Source organism: Streptomyces sp. NPDC017520 (assembly GCF_044329855.1).
Classification (GTDB): domain Bacteria; phylum Actinomycetota; class Actinomycetes; order Streptomycetales; family Streptomycetaceae; genus Streptomyces.
The window spans coordinates 12,436-29,981 of sequence record NZ_JBIRKB010000026.1; the positions used below are offsets into that span (position 1 = coordinate 12,436).

Consider the following 17,546-nt stretch of genomic DNA (forward strand, 5'->3'; position numbering starts at 1 on the left):
TCCACCTGATCGACCTGGTCGGGTAATCGTCTGTGCGCGCAGAGTAGTTGAGGTGTGATGCTGGATACCAACAGGAGGCCCGAGGGGTCCCCTGCGCGGGTCAATGCCTCACACTTCTGTTCTGTGAGTTCCCAACCGATCCCGACCCGCGTCGTCCTGCTCGCGGGCCCCTCCGGCTCCGGCAAGTCCGTCCTGGCCGCCCGCACCGGCCTGCCGGTGCTGCGTCTGGACGATTTCTACAAGCAGCACGACGACCCGACACTGCCCCGGGTACCGGGCTCCACGGACATCGACTGGGACTCCGCCGGGTCCTGGGACGCGGACGCGGCGGTGGCCGCCATCGCCGAGCTGTGCCGGTGCGGCCGTACGGACGTCCCGGTGTACGACATCGCCACCAGCTCCCGTACGGGTCACGAGGCCTTCCACATCGAGCGGTCACCGCTGTTCGTGGCTGAGGGCATCTTCGCGGCGGACATAGTGGAGCGCTGCCAGGAACTGGGCCTGCTGGCCGACGCGCTGTGCCTGCGCGGCCGCCCGTCCACCACGTTCCGCCGCCGCCTGGTGCGGGATCTGCGCGAGGGCCGCAAGTCGGTGCCGTTCCTGCTGCGGCGGGGCTGGCGGCTGATGCGGGCCGAACGCCGCATCGTGGCCCGTCAGACGGCCCTGGGGGCGTATCCCTGCGGCAAGGAGGAGGCGCTGGGGCGGTTCGCCGCCGCGGCGGCGGGGCGGTGCCGGCGGGCGGCCGTGGGGGCGCCGGAGTAGGGCCTTTCAGCCGGCCGCGGGGGCGGCGCAGCCGAAGGTCTTGGCGGCGGCCTTCGTGAAGGGGGCGACGTAGGCGTCGCGCTTCGGAAGGTCCTCGTGCCGCTTGCTCGCCTCCAGGTACTGCTGCCCCGATTCCACCGCCAGGTAGAGAGAGCCGCCATCCGCGCAGGGCAGGATGAATCCGACACCCTTGTCGACGATCTCGGCTTCCCGGCCGTCCGGCGCCGTGCCCTTGGCCGTGCCCGGGAACTTCCGCATGGCGTCGATGAGCAGCGGGTCTCGGGTGGCGGAGTACTTCATGAAGCCGTCCGCACGGACAAAGCCACGCGTCTCATCATCCAGAGTCAGCTTGCAGGCCCACAGGGCGGCGGGGGCCCGCTGCCCCTCTTCGAGCACCTTCGTCCCCGCCGGCACCTGGCCCGCCACGGTCAGGCCGTCCAGGCCGCACACCTGTCCGGCGGAGACCGGGCGGGCGGCGTCGGAGCGGGGAGGCACGAGCGTCCCGGGCTTCTCGGGGAGGTCACCGCACTTGGTCCGGGCCGCGATGGTCCGTACGGTGTCGGTGGCCAGGGCGGCGAAGGCCGTGCGGTCGGCAGCCGGTTCGGTGATGCTGAACTCGGCGACCACCGGCCGGTCGGCCCAGCACTTCTCGGGCAGCATGACCCACGCTTTGTACGCATTGACCCCGCCGGTCACCTCGCCGGTGAAGAACGAGGCGCCCGGCGGGTAGGGCTCGCTTTCGAACGCCAGTGGGTCATAGCCCCGTACCCCCCAGAGCCGGACAGTCAGCCCGCTCTCGCCGGAACCGAGGACGACGGACGACTTCTCGACCCTGCACCTCGCATCCGTCAGGTCGTCGTCGTCCAGACCGTCCCCTTCGGCGTCCAGACGCCCTGACCCCGGAAGAACAGCGTCCACCTGCTCCGCCGAGACCAGGTCCCCGCAGAGCCGGTCCGCCGTCAGTACGTTGGTGTTGCGCCAGGCGTGCAGCAACCCCGCGATCACCACGACCACAGCGGCCACGACCGCCCAGACCTTCCACGCCGGACGCGTACGGCCTGCTGCTCCTGCTGTGTTCACGTGCTCACTTCCTTGTTCGCAGGGCCGAATACGCTTCCTCACGGCCGGTGATGTAGCTCTGTCCCGCTTCCTGGACGGCGTTCCGGACGGCGTTGCTCTCCTTCGCGGCCCCACGCGTGTCGGCCCAGTCCTGGATAAGGCCGTTCGTGCTGGTGACGCCCCACGCCGTCTTCTCGCTGACCTGGCCCTTCGCCACCAGTTCCGCCTCGTCCGCAGCACCCTTGGACCACTCGTAGGTTGCGGCGTCCACGGCCCGCTGCGCGATGTCGCCTGCCTGCGGAATCATGTTGGCCACCGCCCCGAACCCGTGGTACGCGTAACGCGCTTGGTCGTTGATCTTCCCGATCTCGGCGTCACGGACGTCGAGGATCATGTCCGTGGCGATGGCGTTCATGCCGCCGAAGGCCTGTCCCACATCACGTGACCTGACATCCCAGCCGGTCACGTTCTCGGTCAAGCTGCTCTGGGGAACGCGGTCGCCCGTGTCCAGGTACTCCACCGCGTACTGGCGCTGCGCCTCATAGAGGGCGTCGAAGACCCGGATGGGATTCCCCTCCTCGTCCTCGCCGGCCACCCCGTCGGACACACCACGCATCACCCGCAGCAGACTGGCCTTGTCGTTGGTGATGGAGGCGCTGTCGCCCGATCCCTCGATGTCGTCCAGGCCGCTCGGGCTGCCCGGCGCGTACCCACCCAGAATCGCGTGTGTATCCGCCGTGTAGTCGTTCAGCACGCGGCCGAGCGGCACCTTGAGGTTCTCGGGGACGGTGTCGCCCTTGGTCCCCTGGTCCAGCGTCGCGATGATGCCCTGCATGACCCGGGCCTGCCCCTCGCTGTGCGGCCCCGGTTTGCCCAGCGGCGCACCCGGCTCGTTCCCCGTCGCGCCGGCCTCCAGCGCGAGCCCCAGGCCGTGGCGGCTGAGCGGGTCGTCGGTGGTGATCACCCTGGGCCCGGCCACGACGTGCTCCTTGGGCCACTCCCGCGCCTCGTCGCCGTTGCCGACCAGGTAGTCGAGGTGCGCCTGCCCGTGGTCCAGGTCCGGGTTGAAGAAGGCGGTCGACGCGTCGGGGTTCTTGCTCATCACACCGAGCAGGCTGTCGAGCGCGTCGGCCCGGCCCTCGCGGTGGTTGCCGCCCCACTGCTGGAATATGGCGCTGTTGTCCTTCTCGGCGGCGATCATGTCGTCGCCGAGCTTGTTGAGGAACTGGTCGTCGAACGGCACGTCGGCGTGCGTCATCATCTCGACGAACGGGCGGTAGCCGTAGAGCGGGTTGGTCTTCGAGTCGAAGTTCTTGGCGCCGGACTCCTTGAGGCCGTCGGTGAACTTCTTGTAGAACGCGCCGTCGCCGCTGCCCAGCCATGCCTGGTACTTCGCCGAGCCGGGACCGGCGTCCGTCATCGAACCCGGAACCTGGGTGGCCGTCGCCACCGTGTTGGCCAGTCCGCCCATCAGCCTGGTGGACTGGGCCCCGGAGGCTCCGCCCTCCCGCTCCCGGTCCGACAGGACGTCGCTCAGCCTGATGGTGTCCTCGGGGCCCAGCTTCGTCAGCAGGGACTGGCTGAACGCCTTGTCACCGGCGTTGTCCCGCATCGAACGCTCGAACTCGGCCAGGTCGGCGGCGGAGACCTTCTTGCCGTCGATCAGGCGGTCCGCGATCTCCTCGGTGTTCCGCGCCTCGTACTCCTCGATGTCGCCGACGGGCTTCGCGTTGAAGCCGTTCATCGTGCCGTCGGTGACGTCCGAGTCCTTCACGACCGCCTTCAGGGCGATCTCCACACCGGTGTCCGCGTCCGACGCGTCCGCGACCAGCCGGTCGATCGCCCGCTGCCAGGAGGCGACCGCGTCCCGCACCGACTTCTGGTAGTCCGGGTCGTGGTGGTAGGCGCTCCGTGCGCCGTCGCTCAGGGTCGTCGTGTCGAAGGCGACCAGACCGCTGTCCGACACCTTCATATCGGCCTTCAGGGCGTCGGCCCGCAGCGCCCGCAGCTTGCCCTTGAACTCCGTGAACTGGGTGTGCGCGTCCCGGAGCAGGGAGGCGATCGCCTTCGCCTCGGCCTGGGCCGCCTTGTACTCGTTGAGCGTGACGCGGAACCGCGCGTTGGCGGCGTCCGAGCTCTGCCCGATCCAGGTCGGCTGCAACGTGATGCCGTGGACCTCTTTCTCGTACTCCTTCTCGCGCTTGCTCAGCTCGCCGGCCATGCCCGTCCACTTGTCCGCGGCGGTGGTCAGGGCGGACAGGTCCGTGGTCATGATCTCGTGATAGGTGGGCATGCCCTTCCCCCCGTTGTCCGGATTACCCGATGAACGTGCCGCATCGGCTCTTCGCGCGCCCCGCGGTCGGTCAGTAGCCGTCGATCGCGGAGGGCGGGCGGAACTGCTGCCCGGACAGCAGGTCCGACCCCTGGAGGTTCAGACGGGCCCCCAGGAGTCCGTTCTCGTCCCCCTCAAGCCGTTTCAGCATGGCCCGCACCTGCTGTTCCCAGGTCTTGTGCGCGTTCTTCAGCGCGCGTGAGGTGACCCATCCGTCGCCGTCCTTGGCGCCGAACGCCTTGACGGCCGCGGCGGTCTCCTCGTCGGCATGGCCGCCGGCCACCTTGCTCTGCGGCCTGATGCGCGTACGGATGGCCTCGGCCGCGGCCTTCTTCCGCGCCGGGCTGGTGGTCAGCGAGGGGCCACCGCCGGCGGCGAACGGCGGTGCGTAGCCGGGGGCGTACGGGACCTGGGCCGGCGGCGCGTTCGGGTCCTGCCCCGGCGCGAACGGCCCGTACACGGGTGGCGGGGAGGGATCGAGGGGAACCTCGTTGAGCCGCATCGACGTCGGCGCGTCGCCCGCCCCGGCCGTCCCTGTCGCGTCGCCTGCCTGGCCGCTCACTTGCCCCCCATGGATTACTTCGAGCCACCCGCGCTTGGCGTGGCCTGTTCAGACTAACAAGGGCCTCTCCAGGCCCTCTGGCCTCTCTGGCCCCTCTGGACCCGGAGTGGCCCCACGGAAAGCGGGGCCGTACAGGCCCCCCCGGCCCGTACGACCCCGCTGTGTCTCCCCCGTGACCCGCGCCTCCCCCGAAGCGACGGGCCGTCCCCCGTGGTGGTTCCCCCGAACCCCCTCGGTCCCCGCTCTTACCACTCCCCCGTTCCCCCGTGCTCCCCCGTGGCCCCCGCCTCCCCCGAGACGGAGGGCCCAGCCTCAGGCCACCAACTCGCCGAAGGACTCCTGCTCGTCACGTCCGAAGCTGAGGACCTCGTCCTCACGCAGCCGGCGCAGGGAGCGCCAGATGCTGGACTTCACCGTGCCGACACTGATGTCGAGGATCGACGCGATCTCCGGGTCGGTGCGGCCCTCGTAGTACCGCAGGACCAGCATCGTGCGCTGGAGTTCGGGCAGCCGGGCGAGTGCCTGCCAGAGCACCGCCCGCAGCTCCGTGCCACGCATCGCGTCCGTGTCGCCCACCGTCTCCGGCAGCTCCTCGGTCGGGTATTCGTTGAGCTTGCGCCTGCGCCAGGCGCTGATGTGCAGATTGGTCATGGTGCGGCGCAGATAGCCGCCGACCGCCGCCTTGTCGCTGATCCGGTCCCACGCCCGGTACGTCGAGAAGAGGGCGCTCTGCAACAGGTCCTCGGCCTCGAACCGGTCACCGGTCAGGTGGTAGGCGGTCGCGTACAGGGAGGCCCGTCGCTCCTGGACGTAGGCCGTGAACGCCGCTTCGGCGTCCGCGTCTGCCGTCCCGGCCGTGCGGTCCCCCGTGGTTTCCCCGTACGCGCTCGCCGGCCCCTTGGGCGCGTCGACCACCGCCATGTACGGCATGCGCACCTGCTCCGCCGCCGCCTGGTGCTGACGCCCGGCGGTGCGAACACACCCCCGCATGTTCGTCACGCCGGACTTCTCCGTGCTCCGCCCGACATCGTGGAGACGCGTGACAACTGCGCTTGAGCTGGTGCTGTGCAGTGCGTTCATCTCGCGCCCCCTATCGGTGGAGTCCGTTCGTTCCCCGTTGTCGAAGAGCTTGCCGGGGCAGTTTCATGGCGCTGTCCCCCGACTGTCACAGGCCTGTCACAGGGGTGGCCGGGGCCGTGCCCGGACAATCGGAGGGGGCCACAGGTCGAACTGAAGCGCCACCATGGGCCAGAATGACGTTCGTGCCTTTCCTGTTGCTGATCGAGGACGACGACGCCATCCGCACGGCCCTCGAACTCTCGTTGTCACGCCAGGGCCACCGTGTGGCCACCGCGGCGACGGGAGAGGACGGCCTGGAGCTGCTGCGCGAGCAGCGGCCCGACCTGGTCGTGCTGGATGTGATGCTGCCCGGGATCGACGGTTTCGAGGTGTGCCGGCGTATCCGCCGCACCGACCAGCTGCCGATCATTCTGCTGACCGCGCGCAGCGACGACATCGACGTCGTGGTGGGACTGGAGTCCGGCGCGGACGACTACGTGGTGAAACCCGTCCAGGGGCGGGTGCTCGACGCCCGGATCCGGGCGGTGCTGCGCCGGGGGGAGCGCGAGTCGACCGACTCGGCGACCTTCGGCAACGTGGTGATCGACCGCTCCGCCATGACCGTCACCAAGGACGGTGAGGATCTGCAGCTCACGCCGACCGAGCTGCGGCTCCTGCTGGAGCTGAGCCGCCGGCCCGGCCAGGCCCTGTCCCGGCAGCAGTTGCTGCGCCTGGTGTGGGAGCACGACTACCTGGGCGACTCCCGTCTGGTGGACGCCTGTGTGCAGCGGCTGCGCGCGAAGGTGGAGGACGTGCCGTCCTCGCCGACCCTGATCCGTACGGTGCGGGGCGTGGGCTACCGGCTGGACTCGCCTCAGTGACCGAAACCGCCAAGCGGTCCCTGCGCGCCGGTCTGCGCTGGACCAGTCTGCGGCTGCGCCTGGTCGTGGTGTTCGCGCTGGTGGCGCTGACGGCCGCGGTCTCCGCTTCGGGGATCGCGTACTGGCTCAACCGCGAGGCCGTGCTGACCCGTACCCAGGACACCGCGCTCGACGACTTCCGGCGGCAGATGCAGGCCACCGCGGCGGAGCTGCCCACCCGTCCCACCAAGGACGATCTCCAGCGGGCCGCCGGGAAGATGGCGGCCGGCAGCCTGGGTTACAGCGTGCTGCTGGAGGCCGAACGCGAGCGCGGCAAGCCGATCGTGGGCTACTCCGACCTGGACAGCTTCACCCGGGCCGATGTGCCGGACTCGTTGCAGAAGCAGGTGGCCCGCAAGCAGTCGCTGACGTCGAGCAACGAGCACGAGTACCACCTGTTCTGGCAGCGGACGAGCATCGCGGGCACGCCGTATCTGGTCGCCGGTACGCGGATCATCGGCGGCGGCCCGACCGGCTACATGCTCAAGTCCCTCGACCAGGAGCGGCAGGACCTCAACTCGCTGGCCTGGTCGCTGGGGATCGCCACGGCCCTCGCGCTGATCGGCTCGGCGCTGCTGGCGCAGGCCGCCGCGACAACGGTGCTGCGTCCGGTGCAGCGGCTCGGCGACGCGGCCCGCAAGCTCGGCGAGGGCAAGCTCGACACCCGGCTCGTGGTCTCCGGCACGGATGAACTCGCCGATCTCTCCCGTACGTTCAACAGGACGGCCGGCTCGCTGGAGAAGAAGGTCGCGGACATGAGCGCGCGGGAGGAGGCGAGCCGCCGGTTCGTCGCCGACATGTCGCACGAGCTGCGGACCCCGCTGACCGCGATCACCGCGGTGGCCGAGGTGCTGGAGGACGAGGCGGACACCCTCGACCCGATGATCGCGCCCGCCGTGCATCTGGTGGTCAGCGAGACCCGGCGGCTCAACGACCTGGTGGAGAACCTGATGGAGGTGACCCGCTTCGACGCGGGCACGGCCCGGCTGGTGCTGGACACGGTCGACGTCGCCGACCAGGTGACCGCGTGCATCGACGCGCGGGCCTGGCTGGACGCGGTGGACCTGGACGCGGAGCGCGGCATGATGGTCCGGCTCGATCCGCGCCGGCTCGACGTGATCCTGGCCAACCTGATCGGCAACGCCCTCAAGCACGGGGGTTCGCCGGTGGGCGTACGGGTGCGGATAGAGGGCGAGGAGCTGGTCATCGAGGTGCGGGACCACGGTCCGGGCATCCCCGAGGAGGTGCTGCCGCACGTGTTCGACCGGTTCTACAAGGCCAGCGCCTCCCGCCCGCGGTCGGAGGGCAGCGGGCTCGGCCTCTCCATCGCGATGGAGAACGCGCACATCCACGGCGGTGACATCACGGCGGCGAACTCCCCTGACGGCGGCGCCGTCTTCGAACTGCGGCTGCCGCGCGACGCCGAGAAGCTCGCGCACCACGGCGAACCGGGGGCGGACACCCCGGACGGGAACGGGGCGACGTGAGGCGCGGCGATGTCACGTACCGGCGAGGCCCGCTCCGGCGGCGTACGGCAGCCTCGCTGGCGGCCGTGCTGGCGGCCGCGGCGCTGGTCTCCGGGTGCGGGATCCGTACGACCTCGGTGCCGGTGGACGCGGGGGCCGCGCCCTCCCGGGTGCCGTGCCGGCTGTCCTCATCGGACGTCGCCACCCGGTCGCCGGACAGCGTGAGCACCACGGTGTATCTGGTGTGCACCTCACAGCTGGTCACCGCGGAACGTCCGGTGGCGGCGGACGCGACCGGCACCGACCCCCTGGTGGTCGCCGGGGCGCTGCTGGAGGAGGTCCAGCAGGCACCGCCCGCGAACGAGCGGCGGGCCGGGTTCACCACCGCGGTTCCGGCGGGGCTGCGGGTGACCCCGGCCCGGGACGGCGACCCGGCGGGCGCCGTGCGGCTCAGCAGCCAGCCGGAGGACCTGTCGGCGGAGGCGCTGGCCCAGCTGGTGTGCACGTACGCGGAGAGCGAGACGCTGGTCCGGGACGGCTCGGTGGTCCTGGGCGGGCCCGGGGACTACCCGCCGCGCGGCTATCTGTGCACCTCGCAGACGAAGTCCCGGCCGGGCGACCTGGCCACGCCGGACAGCGTCCGGCTGGACTGACGCGGGTCCGGGCCGTCCGCGGGGCCTCCCGGGCCGGGGCATGTCCGGGAGGCGGGCCGCGGCGGCGCGCCTCCCGAGGCGGGCCGCGGCGGCGCGCCTCCCGAGGCGGGCCGCGGCGGCGCGCCTCCCGAGGCGGGCCGCGGCGGCGCGGAACCGATCCTGCCGGTCGCGGCGTCTTGGTGGACGTGCGTCACAGTTCGGACGGCGAGACCGTCATCCACTTCCGCGCGGCGGGGGTTACTCTCCTTGTCGCGCATCTGTTGTTCGTCGGGTGGCTGACGCTGCGCCCGCTGGACGTTCCCTGGATCACGGCGGCGAATTTCGAGCCGCTCGCCGGGATCAGGGCGGACCTCGCGCTGGGACCGGCGGAGGCGGCCCGCCGGATCGGCGGGGCGTTGTCGCTGCTGGCCCCGCTGGGGGTGCTGCTGCCGATGGCCGGGGGCCGGATCTTCGTCTCCCCCTGGGTCTCCCTGCTGCGTACGGTCGCCGCCGGCGCGCTGATCTCGCTCGCCATCGAGCTGGGCCAGACCGGGGTGCCCGGTCAGGTCGTCGACATCGACTCGCTGCTGCTGAACACCACCGGGGTGGTACTGGCCCATCTGCTGGTCGTCCCGGTCTGCCGGGCGCGGCTTCGCCGCCGGGGCCTGCCGGGGGTACGGGACCTGCCCTGCTACCGGCAGGAGACCCGTCTCAGGGACGAGGCCCCTGGGGGGCCGACCCCGACGATTACCGGGGTCGGTCTCGCCCCGTAGAGCGATGCTTTGTCCCCCTTCGCGGCGCACCATGGATACATCGGGGAGCGCACAAGGCCGCTCCTCACGCAACCGGTTCGCGAAGGAGCCCACCATGGCCGCACTTGTCCGCCCCCGCGAAGGCCGCATGATCGGCGGAGTGTGCGCGGGCCTCGCCCGGCGCTTCGGTATCTCCGCCAACACGATGCGCGTCATCTTCGTCGTCTCCTGTCTGCTTCCCGGCCCGCAGTTCCTGCTCTACCTGGCGCTGTGGGCGCTGCTGCCCTCGGAGAAGTCCGCCTCCTCCGCGACGGCCTGGTGACGCGCCGGACCACGGGGAGCGAATACGCGCAGTGGGGCGCACACCCTGATCAGGGTGTGCGCCCCACTGGCGTGTGCGGGTGGTGCCGGCTGACCGGGCGCGCGCGGGCGGGCGGGGGGGTCCGGCGGTCTCTCAGCCGCCGAGCGGGATCCCGTTGGCGGTGAGGCCCTGGGTGGGCAGTCCGCCGAGCAGGCCGGTGACCGGGGCGGCAGCGTCGGTGGCGTCGCCGCCGAGGACCTTGCCGACGGTCTCCTGGACCGGCGCGTTCTGGGCCGACTTCGCTACGGTGTCGAGCGCCATCGTCGAGACGGGGAGCACCCCGGCGGCGGCCTCCAGCGGCAGCGAGGGGGCGGCGGAGGCGCTGCCGGCGGCGGCAGCGGCGAAAGCGGCGCCGAGAGCGGCGACACCGAGAGTCTTGGCAGCAGACTTCTTCATGGGGAATTCATCCTTGGGGAAGGGGATGTGAGCGGCTCTGCAAGCTAGCCATCCCGCTGCCCCTGCCGCAAACATCCCGACACGCGGAAAAGGGCCGGGATTCCGCTTCCCGGCCCTTTGACCTATCGGGGTCCTCAGCCCGCAGAGGCCGCGGAACCGCTGGTCACAGTGGTCTGGCGGAAGAGCCACTCGGACTTCAGCTCCGCGTATCCGGGCTTGACGACGTCGTTGATCATGGCGAGACGTTCGTCGAAAGGAATGAAAGCTGATTTCATCGCATTGACTGTGAACCACTGCATGTCGTCGAGCGTGTATCCGAAGGCCTCGGTCAGTCGCTCGAATTCCCCGGTCATGCTCGTGCCGCTCATCAGCCGGTTGTCCGTGTTCACGGTGATCCGGAAGTGCAGCTTGCGCAGCAGCCCGATCGGGTGCTCGGCGTACGAGGTGGCGGCGCCGGTCTGGAGGTTGGAGGTCGGGCACATCTCCAGCGGGATGCGCTTGTCCCGTACGTAGGAGGCGAGGCGGCCGAGGGTGACCGAGCCGTCCCCGGCGGTCTCGATGTCGTCGATGATCCGCACTCCGTGGCCGAGGCGGTCGGCGCCGCACCACTGGAGCGCCTGCCAGATCGACGGCAGGCCGAAGGCCTCGCCCGCGTGGATCGTGAAGTGGTTGTTCTCGCGCTTGAGGTACTCGAACGCGTCGAGGTGGCGGGTGGGCGGGAAGCCCGCCTCGGCGCCCGCGATGTCGAAGCCGACGACGCCCTGGTCGCGGTAGCTGTTGGCGAGTTCGGCGATCTCCAGCGCACGGGCGGCGTGCCGCATCGCGGTGAGGAGGGCGCCGACGCGGATGCGGTGGCCGTGGGCACGGGCGATGCGCTCGCCCTCGCGGAAGCCCTCGTTGACGGCCTCGACGACCTCTTCGAGGGTCAGGCCGCCCTCCAGGTGCTGCTCGGGGGCGTAGCGGATCTCGGCGTAGACGACGCCGTCCTCGGCGAGGTCCTCGGCGCACTCGGCGGCCACCCGGAACAGCGCGTCACGGGTCTGCATGACGGCGCAGGTGTGGGCGAACGTCTCCAGGTAGCGCTCCAGCGAACCGGAGTCGGCGGCCTCGCGGAACCAGATGCCGAGCTTGTCGGCCTCGGTCTCGGGGAGGGAGTCGTAACCCTGCGCGCGGGCCAGCTCGACGATGGTGCCCGGCCGCAGGCCGCCGTCGAGGTGGTCGTGGAGCAGCACCTTGGGTGCGCGCCGGATCTGGTCGGAATCAGGGACGTTCGGGGTCTGGCTCGTCATCTTGGCACTCTAGCGCCTACGCGCGTAGAGCGCCTGGTGTCGATGCGTAACAGTGACCGCGAAGTCGGGTGGAGTACACCTCTCCTTCTGACACTGTTCTGTCATGGGACAGCGCGCACTCCCCCAGCCCGCGGCAAGCCTGGGACGGGCCGTTCGGACGGCCGGAACGATGGACGAGGTCAGCGGCGTGGTGCTGCTGCTCCCGGACGGCCGGGCCGACTCGCACCGTCGCCCCTCCCCCCTGTCGTACGCGGCACAGCTGCCGTTCGCCCGTTCCCTGGCCCGCGCCGGGGCGGGCGACGGGCTCGCGGTGCACGTACTGCGCTACCGCCGCCGGGGCTGGAACGCGGGCGACGCGCGTCCCGTCGAGGACGCCGCGTGGGCGGCCGACGAGGTGCAGCGCCGGTACGGCGACGTACCGGTCTGCCTGGCCGGCCACGGGACGGGCGGGCGGGCCGCGCTGCGGGCCGCGGGACACGGCGCGGTCACCTCCGTCCTGGCGCTGGCCCCGTGGCTGCCGGAGCAGGCGGCGGCCGAACCGGAGCCGGTGGGGCAGCTGATGGGACGGCGGGTGCTGATCGTGCACGGCACCAACGACGAGCGCACCGACCCGGAGTTGTCCTACCGGCTGGCCGAGCGGGCGAAGAAGACCAACCGGGACACCTGCCGCTTCGAAGTCCATTCCGACGGCCACTCGTTGCGCCAGCACCGCTCCGAAGTGATGGCGCTGGCAGCCGACTTCGTACGTGGCTCGCTCTTCGCCCGGTCCTACGCCCGCCCGGTCGCGGACGCGCTCGCCGCACCGCCGCCGCTGGGGCTGCGGATGCCGCTGGCCGCCGGGTTCGGCCGGTCGCTGCGGCACTGAGCGCACACCCCGCCGGGCGCCCCGCTCAGTCCGGCAGCAGGTGGCCCCGGCGCGAGAGCAGGAAGCGTTTGAAGGCGGCGACCGGCGGGGTGTCGGGGTGGCCGTCCAGCCAGGCGACGCCGATCTCACGGGCGGCGCGCGGTGCGGTGACCGTCAGCTCGACGACGCCGGGGCGGGCCACCGCGGGCGGCGGCAGCAGGGCCACCCCGAGCCCGGCGGCGACCAGCCCGCGCAGGGTCTCCGCCTCCTCGCCCTCGAAGGCGACCCGGGGTGTGAAGCCCGCCTGGGCGCAGAGGTCGTCGGTGATCCGGCGCAGCCCGTAACCGGGCTCCAGGGTGACGAACGTTTCGTCGGCGGCCTCGGCGAGCCGGATGCGCCGGCGGGACGCCAGGCGGTGGTCGTCGGGGACCACGAGGCGCAGCCGCTGTTCGTCGAGGCGGCGGGCGACCAGGTCGGGGGCGTCGGGCACGGGTGAGGTGAGGCACAGGTCGAGGCCGCCCGCGCGCAGCCGCTCGATCATCGCCTCGCCGTAGTTCTGCACGAGCTGGAAGCGGACCCTGGGGTGGTCGACGCGGAAGGCGCGGATCAGGGCGGGCACGGTCTCCGAGCCCATGGTGTGCAGGAAGCCAAAGGAGACCCGGCCCGCCGTCGGGTCGGCGTCCGCCCGGACCGAGTCGGCGGCCTTCTCCACCTCGGCCAGGGCGCGTTCCGCCGAGCCGAGGAAGGTGCGGCCCGCCGGGGTGAGCGAGACCGTGCGGCCCCTGCGGGCGAACAGGGCGACGCCCAGGTCCGCTTCGAGCCGGACCATGGCCCGCGAGAGCGTGGACTGCGGGACGCCCAGCTCGTGCGCGGCGCGGGTCACATGCTCGTGCCGGGCGACCGCCTCGAAGTACGCGAGGCGGGGCGCGAGCACGGCCCGGATGTCTTCTTCGTAACTACTGGGTGACAGCCGAGGCCCTGAGCTGCGTTCATGCGCCATGGGATTGATTATCGCAGTTTCGTGCATTGGACGCATGAAACGTCCCGCTCTACTTTCGACGTATGCCTCCCGCCAGTACCGGGGCATCCACCATCGTCGTGGATGCCTCTGCCCCGCAGTCCCCCGTCACCACCACCGCCGCGCCCGCCGCCGCCACCCATGAGCGCCTGGAGCCCGGCCGCCCCGGCTACCGCCGGATGAGCTTCGCCCTCTTCGCCGCCGGTGTCGCGGCCTTCGCACTCCTCTACTCCACCCAGGCGCTGCTGCCCGCGCTCTCCGCGTCGTTCGACGCGAGTGCCGGGCAGGCGAGCTGGACGGTCTCGGCGGCGACCGGGGCGCTGGCCCTGTTCGTGCTGCCGCTGAGCGCGCTCTCGGAGCGGTTCGGGCGGCGGCAGCTGATGACGGCGTCGCTGGCGATCGCGGTGCTCGTCGGGCTGCTGGTGCCCTTCGCGCCCTCGATGGGCGCGCTGATCGCGCTGCGCGCCGTCCAGGGGGCGGCGCTCGCCGGACTGCCGGCCTCCGCGATGGCGTACCTCGCGGAGGAGGTACGGCCCAAGGCGCTGATCGCCGCGATCGGGCTGTTCGTCGCGGGCAACAGCATCGGCGGTATGAGCGGGCGCATCCTCACCGGGTGGGTCGCCCAGGCCTGGGGCTGGCGCGCCGCGCTGGCGGCGGTCGGGCTGCTCGCGCTGGCGTGCGCCGTCGCGTTCCACTTCCTCATCCCGAAGGCCCGGAACTTCCGTCCCGGTTCGCTGAACCCGAAGGCCCTCGCGAAGACCGTCGCCACGCATCTGGCCGACCCGCTACTGGTCCGGCTGTACGCGATCGGCGCGCTGTTCATGACGGTGTTCGGCGCGGTCTACACGGTGATCGGCTACCGGCTCGTCGAGGAGCCGTTCAGCCTGCCGCAGGGCGTCATCGGCTCGATCTTCCTGGTCTATCTGGTCGGTACGGTCTCCTCCGCCGCCGCCGGACGTCTGGTGGCCCGCCTCGGCCGCCGGGGCGCGCTCTATCTGGCGGTCTCCACCACGGCCGCCGGGCTGCTGCTCTCGCTGGCCGACCAGCTGGCCGCCGCCCTGCTGGGCCTGGTGCTGATCACGGCCGGCTTCTTCGCCGGGCACGCGGTCGCCTCGTCCTCGGTGAGCCGCACCGCGACGTCCGGCCGGGCGCAGGCCTCGGCGCTCTACCAGTCGGCGTACTACCTGGGCTCCAGCGCGGGCGGCACGCTGGGCGCGGTCGCCTTCCACGCCGGGGGCTGGACGGCGACGGTGGCGCTCGGGCTGCTCGCGGTCCTCGGGGTCGTCTCGGTCACCCTGTACGGGACCCGGGTGGCGCGCGCGGAGCGGCGGGCGCTCGTCCCCGCCACGCGCTGAAGCACAACCGAGACCTACCCGCGCGCAACCACCGCACCCCTTCGCACGTCTACCAGGCGTAACCAACGACGCACTGTGGGCGAAGGGGAGTTGGCGCGCATGCGAGTCACGGCGAAGATATCCGGAAGACCTCTGCGACGAGGGGTGGCCCTGTCCGTCGCCGGACTGGTGGCCGCCCCGGCCCTGGTCCTGGGCACGGGCACCGCCGCCCACGCGGCGTCCTGCACCAAGTCGGTGGGACCGCACCAGAAGCAGGTCGAGAAGTTCCTGAAGCGGCCCGTGGACGGCAAGCAGTCGGCGGCCGACTGCAAGGCGACCCAGAAGTTCCAGAAGAAGCACGGGATCACCCCCACCATCGGCCACGCCGGCCCGCTGACCTGGCGCACGATGAACACGATGCTCGCCCAGAAGGCGGCCGGGAAGAATCCCAACAAGGCGAAGAAGTGCCCCACCAACAAGGGGCGCATCGCCTGCGTCGACCTGACGCGGCAGCTGAGCTGGATCCAGGACGGCAAGAAGCTGAAGTACGGACCGGTGCCGGTGCGGACCGGCCGGAACGGCGTCGAGACCCGGACCGGGTCCAAGAAGATCTACTGGCGCAACATCAAGCACTGGTCGACCATCTACAAGGTCTGGATGCCGCACTCCCAGTTCTTCGACGGCGGCCAGGCGTTCCACTCGGTCACCAAGTCCATGTACAACCCGCCGGGCTCCGGCGGCTGCGTCAACATGCGCCCCGCCGACGCGAAGGCATACTGGAAACTGCTGAAGAACGGCGACGACGTGTACGTGTACGGGCGCAAGCCCGGGACCTGAGCGAGGCGCTGAGCGCATCCCGAGGGGTGCCGGGCGGATCGTGGCCGAGCCACGGCGTCCGGTGCCCCTTGTCCTCTTTCCGCCCCGGCTGTCAGTGGCCTGCGGTAGCTTCCGACGTACCGGGTGACGGATGCCACAGCGCGGCTGCGCGCGACAGGGGTGGAGCGATGAGCGACCTGACCACGACGACGGACACGGAAGCGGCGGCGGGCGCCGGGGGCGCCGACGCCGCCGGGATCGACAGCCGCCTGGAGGGGCACCGGATCGAGCTGACGGGGTACTGCTACCGGATGCTCGGCTCCGCCTTCGAGGCCGAGGACGCGGTGCAGGACACCCTGGTCCGGGCCTGGCGCAACTTCGACAAGTTCGAGGGCCGTTCCTCGCTGCGCTCCTGGCTCTACCGGATCGCCACCAACGTCTGCCTGGACATGCTGAACGCGGGCAACAAGCGGGCCCGCCCGGTCGACCTGACGGGCCCCACACCGCTCGCCCAGGCCGCGCTCAGCCCCCGCCCGGAGAACGTCTGGCTGAAGCCGATGCCCGACGGCCGGATCCTGCCCTCGGTCCAGGACCCGGCGGAGGCGGCCGTGGCGCGCGAGTCGGTGCGCCTCGCGTTCATCGCCGCCCTCCAGCACCTGCCGCCCAAGCAGCGGGCCGTGCTGATCCTGCGCGAGGTCCTCGCCTGGAAGGCCGCGGAGGTGGCCGAGCTGCTGGAGACCTCCGTCGCCTCGGTCAACAGCGCTTTGCAGCGGGCCCGCGCCACGCTGACCGAGACGGAGGGCCGGGCGGGCGAGGTGGCGGACCCCCTCGACGAGGAGCAGCAGAAGCTCCTGGAGCGCTATGTGAAGGCGTTCGAGGGGTATGACATGACCGCCCTGACCGCGCTGCTCCACGAGGACGCGGTGATGACGATGCCGCCGTTCGACCTGTGGCTCCGGGGCACCGGGGACATCACGGGGTTCATGACCTCCATCGGCGCGGCGTGCGCGGGCTCCAAGCTGGTGCCCGTCCTGGCCAACGGCTCCCCCGGCTTCGCGCACTACAAGCCCGCCGAGGACGGGGACGGGTTCGTGCCGTGGGCGGTCCAGGTCATCGACATCCAGGACGGGGCGATCACCGGGATGCACTGCTTCCTGGACGTCCCGCGCTGGTTCCCGCTGTTCGGGCTGGCCGACCGGCTCCCGGCCGACGCGTAGCGGTCAGCGACCGGGGCCCGGCACCCCGCAGCGACCCGGGGCGACCCGGGGCGACCCGGGGCACCGGGCCGGCACACCCGGCGCGGCGGGCCTCTGCTGACAGCCGTACGCACGTGGGCGCGCGCCCGGTACAGGCGCGCGCCCACCGACGGAACAGGTCCGGTGACGGTACGGGTCCGGCGCCCGTGCGCGCCCGACGTCAGCGCGGGTCGGGCACCCGCCCTTCCGGTCCCTCCTCCAGAGTCACCACGTCGCCCAGCCCCACCAGGTCCAGCAGCGAGCGGAGTTCGGGGGGCACGCGGCACAGCCGCAGCGTGCGTCCGGACCGGCGGGCGACGAGCGCGAGGCGGGCCACCGCCTCGACCAGGGTCAGATCAGGCCGGATCACCCCGCCCACATCGCAGTCCACCGCCGCTCCCGGGGCGGGGGCAGCCCCGCGTGGGTCGGCGAGAGCGCGCTCCAGCTCGGCGCAGAGGCCGGGTACGACGGCGCGGCTGACCTGGCCGGTCACGGTCAGGACGATCGGATTCTCGGTATCCACACCGGGCAGACTGGACCAGCGGGCGAAATTCATCGGCCCCCTCCGTGCGACCTCGCCACGGAGGGGGCCGTTTTGCGACAACTGTGAGCTCTTGGCACCCGGCGCGTGAACCAACTCCCCCAGCCTTACCTCTAGTTCGGTGAACCGACGGGCCGCAGCCGTCGTTCCTGCGTCGCTGCGGACCGG

18 protein-coding genes are annotated in these 17,546 nt (G+C 71.6%); 10 read left to right on the plus strand and 8 right to left on the minus strand.

The window, feature by feature from the left end; all coding sequences use genetic code 11:
* Positions 1–57: 57 nt before the first annotated feature.
* Positions 58–762 (plus strand): uridine kinase, encoded by a 705-nt coding sequence (locus ACH4KB_RS35760; protein WP_398070929.1) that lies wholly within the window; start codon positions 58–60, stop codon positions 760–762.
* 6 nt (positions 763–768) lie between these two features.
* Here the strand turns inward: ACH4KB_RS35760 and ACH4KB_RS35765 are convergent, their stop codons facing one another.
* From ACH4KB_RS35765 to ACH4KB_RS35780, 4 genes are all read right to left on the minus strand, one after another.
* Entirely contained in the window at positions 769–1,785 is a 1,017-nt protein-coding gene (locus ACH4KB_RS35765; protein ID WP_398071031.1) for a hypothetical protein, read from the minus strand.
* 61 nt (positions 1,786–1,846) lie between these two features.
* A complete protein-coding gene (locus tag ACH4KB_RS35770) occupies positions 1,847–4,114 on the minus strand; it encodes a hypothetical protein (RefSeq protein ID WP_398070931.1) in 2,268 nt (755 codons plus the stop codon).
* A gap of 70 nt (positions 4,115–4,184) precedes the next feature.
* On the minus strand, positions 4,185–4,655 hold the full coding sequence (locus ACH4KB_RS35775) for a hypothetical protein (RefSeq protein WP_398071033.1): 471 nt from the start codon (positions 4,653–4,655) through the stop codon (positions 4,185–4,187).
* A gap of 372 nt (positions 4,656–5,027) precedes the next feature.
* Positions 5,028–5,795 (minus strand): SigE family RNA polymerase sigma factor, encoded by a 768-nt coding sequence (locus tag ACH4KB_RS35780; RefSeq protein WP_398070934.1) that lies wholly within the window; start codon positions 5,793–5,795, stop codon positions 5,028–5,030.
* A 182-nt stretch (positions 5,796–5,977) separates the two neighbouring features.
* Between ACH4KB_RS35780 and afsQ1 the strand changes: the two genes are divergently transcribed.
* The 5 genes from afsQ1 to ACH4KB_RS35805 all read left to right on the plus strand — a co-directional run bounded on the left by afsQ1 (position 5,978) and on the right by ACH4KB_RS35805 (position 9,866).
* A complete protein-coding gene (afsQ1, locus tag ACH4KB_RS35785; RefSeq protein ID WP_006127084.1) occupies positions 5,978–6,655 on the plus strand; it encodes a two-component system response regulator AfsQ1 in 678 nt (225 codons plus the stop codon).
* The gene (locus ACH4KB_RS35790) at positions 6,652–8,181 is read left to right on the plus strand and encodes an ATP-binding protein (RefSeq protein WP_398070936.1); all 1,530 of its coding nucleotides are present in this window, start codon (positions 6,652–6,654) and stop codon (positions 8,179–8,181) included. The genes afsQ1 and ACH4KB_RS35790 overlap by 4 nt, the downstream gene beginning before the upstream one ends.
* Entirely contained in the window at positions 8,178–8,813 is a 636-nt protein-coding gene (locus ACH4KB_RS35795; RefSeq protein WP_398070938.1) for a hypothetical protein, read from the plus strand. The genes ACH4KB_RS35790 and ACH4KB_RS35795 overlap by 4 nt, the downstream gene beginning before the upstream one ends.
* A 179-nt stretch (positions 8,814–8,992) precedes the next feature.
* Positions 8,993–9,565: a VanZ family protein gene (locus tag ACH4KB_RS35800; protein ID WP_398070939.1), complete on the plus strand. Its 573-nt coding sequence runs from the start codon at positions 8,993–8,995 to the stop codon at positions 9,563–9,565.
* A gap of 94 nt (positions 9,566–9,659) precedes the next feature.
* Entirely contained in the window at positions 9,660–9,866 is a 207-nt protein-coding gene (locus ACH4KB_RS35805) for a PspC domain-containing protein (protein ID WP_215111184.1), read from the plus strand.
* 132 nt (positions 9,867–9,998) lie between these two features.
* Here ACH4KB_RS35805 and ACH4KB_RS35810 read toward each other — a convergent pair whose 3' ends face one another.
* Together ACH4KB_RS35810 and ACH4KB_RS35815 are read right to left on the minus strand one after the other, a co-directional pair.
* Complete coding sequence (locus ACH4KB_RS35810; protein WP_228922517.1) at positions 9,999–10,301, minus strand: hypothetical protein; 303 nt, start codon at positions 10,299–10,301, stop codon at positions 9,999–10,001.
* Between the two features lie 134 nt (positions 10,302–10,435).
* Positions 10,436–11,590 carry an adenosine deaminase gene (locus tag ACH4KB_RS35815; RefSeq protein ID WP_398070942.1) on the minus strand — a complete coding sequence of 385 codons (1,155 nt, stop codon included), beginning with the start codon at positions 11,588–11,590 and terminating at the stop codon, positions 10,436–10,438.
* A 187-nt stretch (positions 11,591–11,777) separates the two neighbouring features.
* On the opposite strand from ACH4KB_RS35815, the gene ACH4KB_RS35820 reads away from it, so the two are divergent.
* Positions 11,778–12,455 carry an alpha/beta hydrolase family protein gene (locus tag ACH4KB_RS35820; RefSeq protein ID WP_398071035.1) on the plus strand — a complete coding sequence of 226 codons (678 nt, stop codon included), beginning with the start codon at positions 11,778–11,780 and terminating at the stop codon, positions 12,453–12,455.
* Positions 12,456–12,480: 25 nt separating this feature from the next.
* On the opposite strand, the gene ACH4KB_RS35825 is transcribed toward ACH4KB_RS35820, so the two are convergent.
* Complete coding sequence (locus ACH4KB_RS35825) at positions 12,481–13,434, minus strand: LysR family transcriptional regulator (protein ID WP_398070944.1); 954 nt, start codon at positions 13,432–13,434, stop codon at positions 12,481–12,483.
* 62 nt (positions 13,435–13,496) lie between these two features.
* On the opposite strand from ACH4KB_RS35825, the gene ACH4KB_RS35830 reads away from it, so the two are divergent.
* The 3 genes from ACH4KB_RS35830 to ACH4KB_RS35840 all read left to right on the plus strand — a co-directional run bounded on the left by ACH4KB_RS35830 (position 13,497) and on the right by ACH4KB_RS35840 (position 16,819).
* Positions 13,497–14,807, plus strand: a complete 1,311-nt coding sequence (locus tag ACH4KB_RS35830) for an MFS transporter (protein WP_398070946.1) — start codon at positions 13,497–13,499, stop codon at positions 14,805–14,807.
* 99 nt (positions 14,808–14,906) lie between these two features.
* Positions 14,907–15,623, plus strand: a complete 717-nt coding sequence (locus ACH4KB_RS35835; protein WP_398070948.1) for a L,D-transpeptidase family protein — start codon at positions 14,907–14,909, stop codon at positions 15,621–15,623.
* A gap of 167 nt (positions 15,624–15,790) precedes the next feature.
* A complete protein-coding gene (locus tag ACH4KB_RS35840; protein WP_398070950.1) occupies positions 15,791–16,819 on the plus strand; it encodes a sigma-70 family RNA polymerase sigma factor in 1,029 nt (342 codons plus the stop codon).
* 199 nt (positions 16,820–17,018) lie between these two features.
* On the opposite strand, the gene ACH4KB_RS35845 is transcribed toward ACH4KB_RS35840, so the two are convergent.
* Complete coding sequence (locus ACH4KB_RS35845) at positions 17,019–17,393, minus strand: STAS domain-containing protein (protein WP_398070952.1); 375 nt, start codon at positions 17,391–17,393, stop codon at positions 17,019–17,021.
* Between the last annotated feature and the right edge of the window lie 153 nt (positions 17,394–17,546).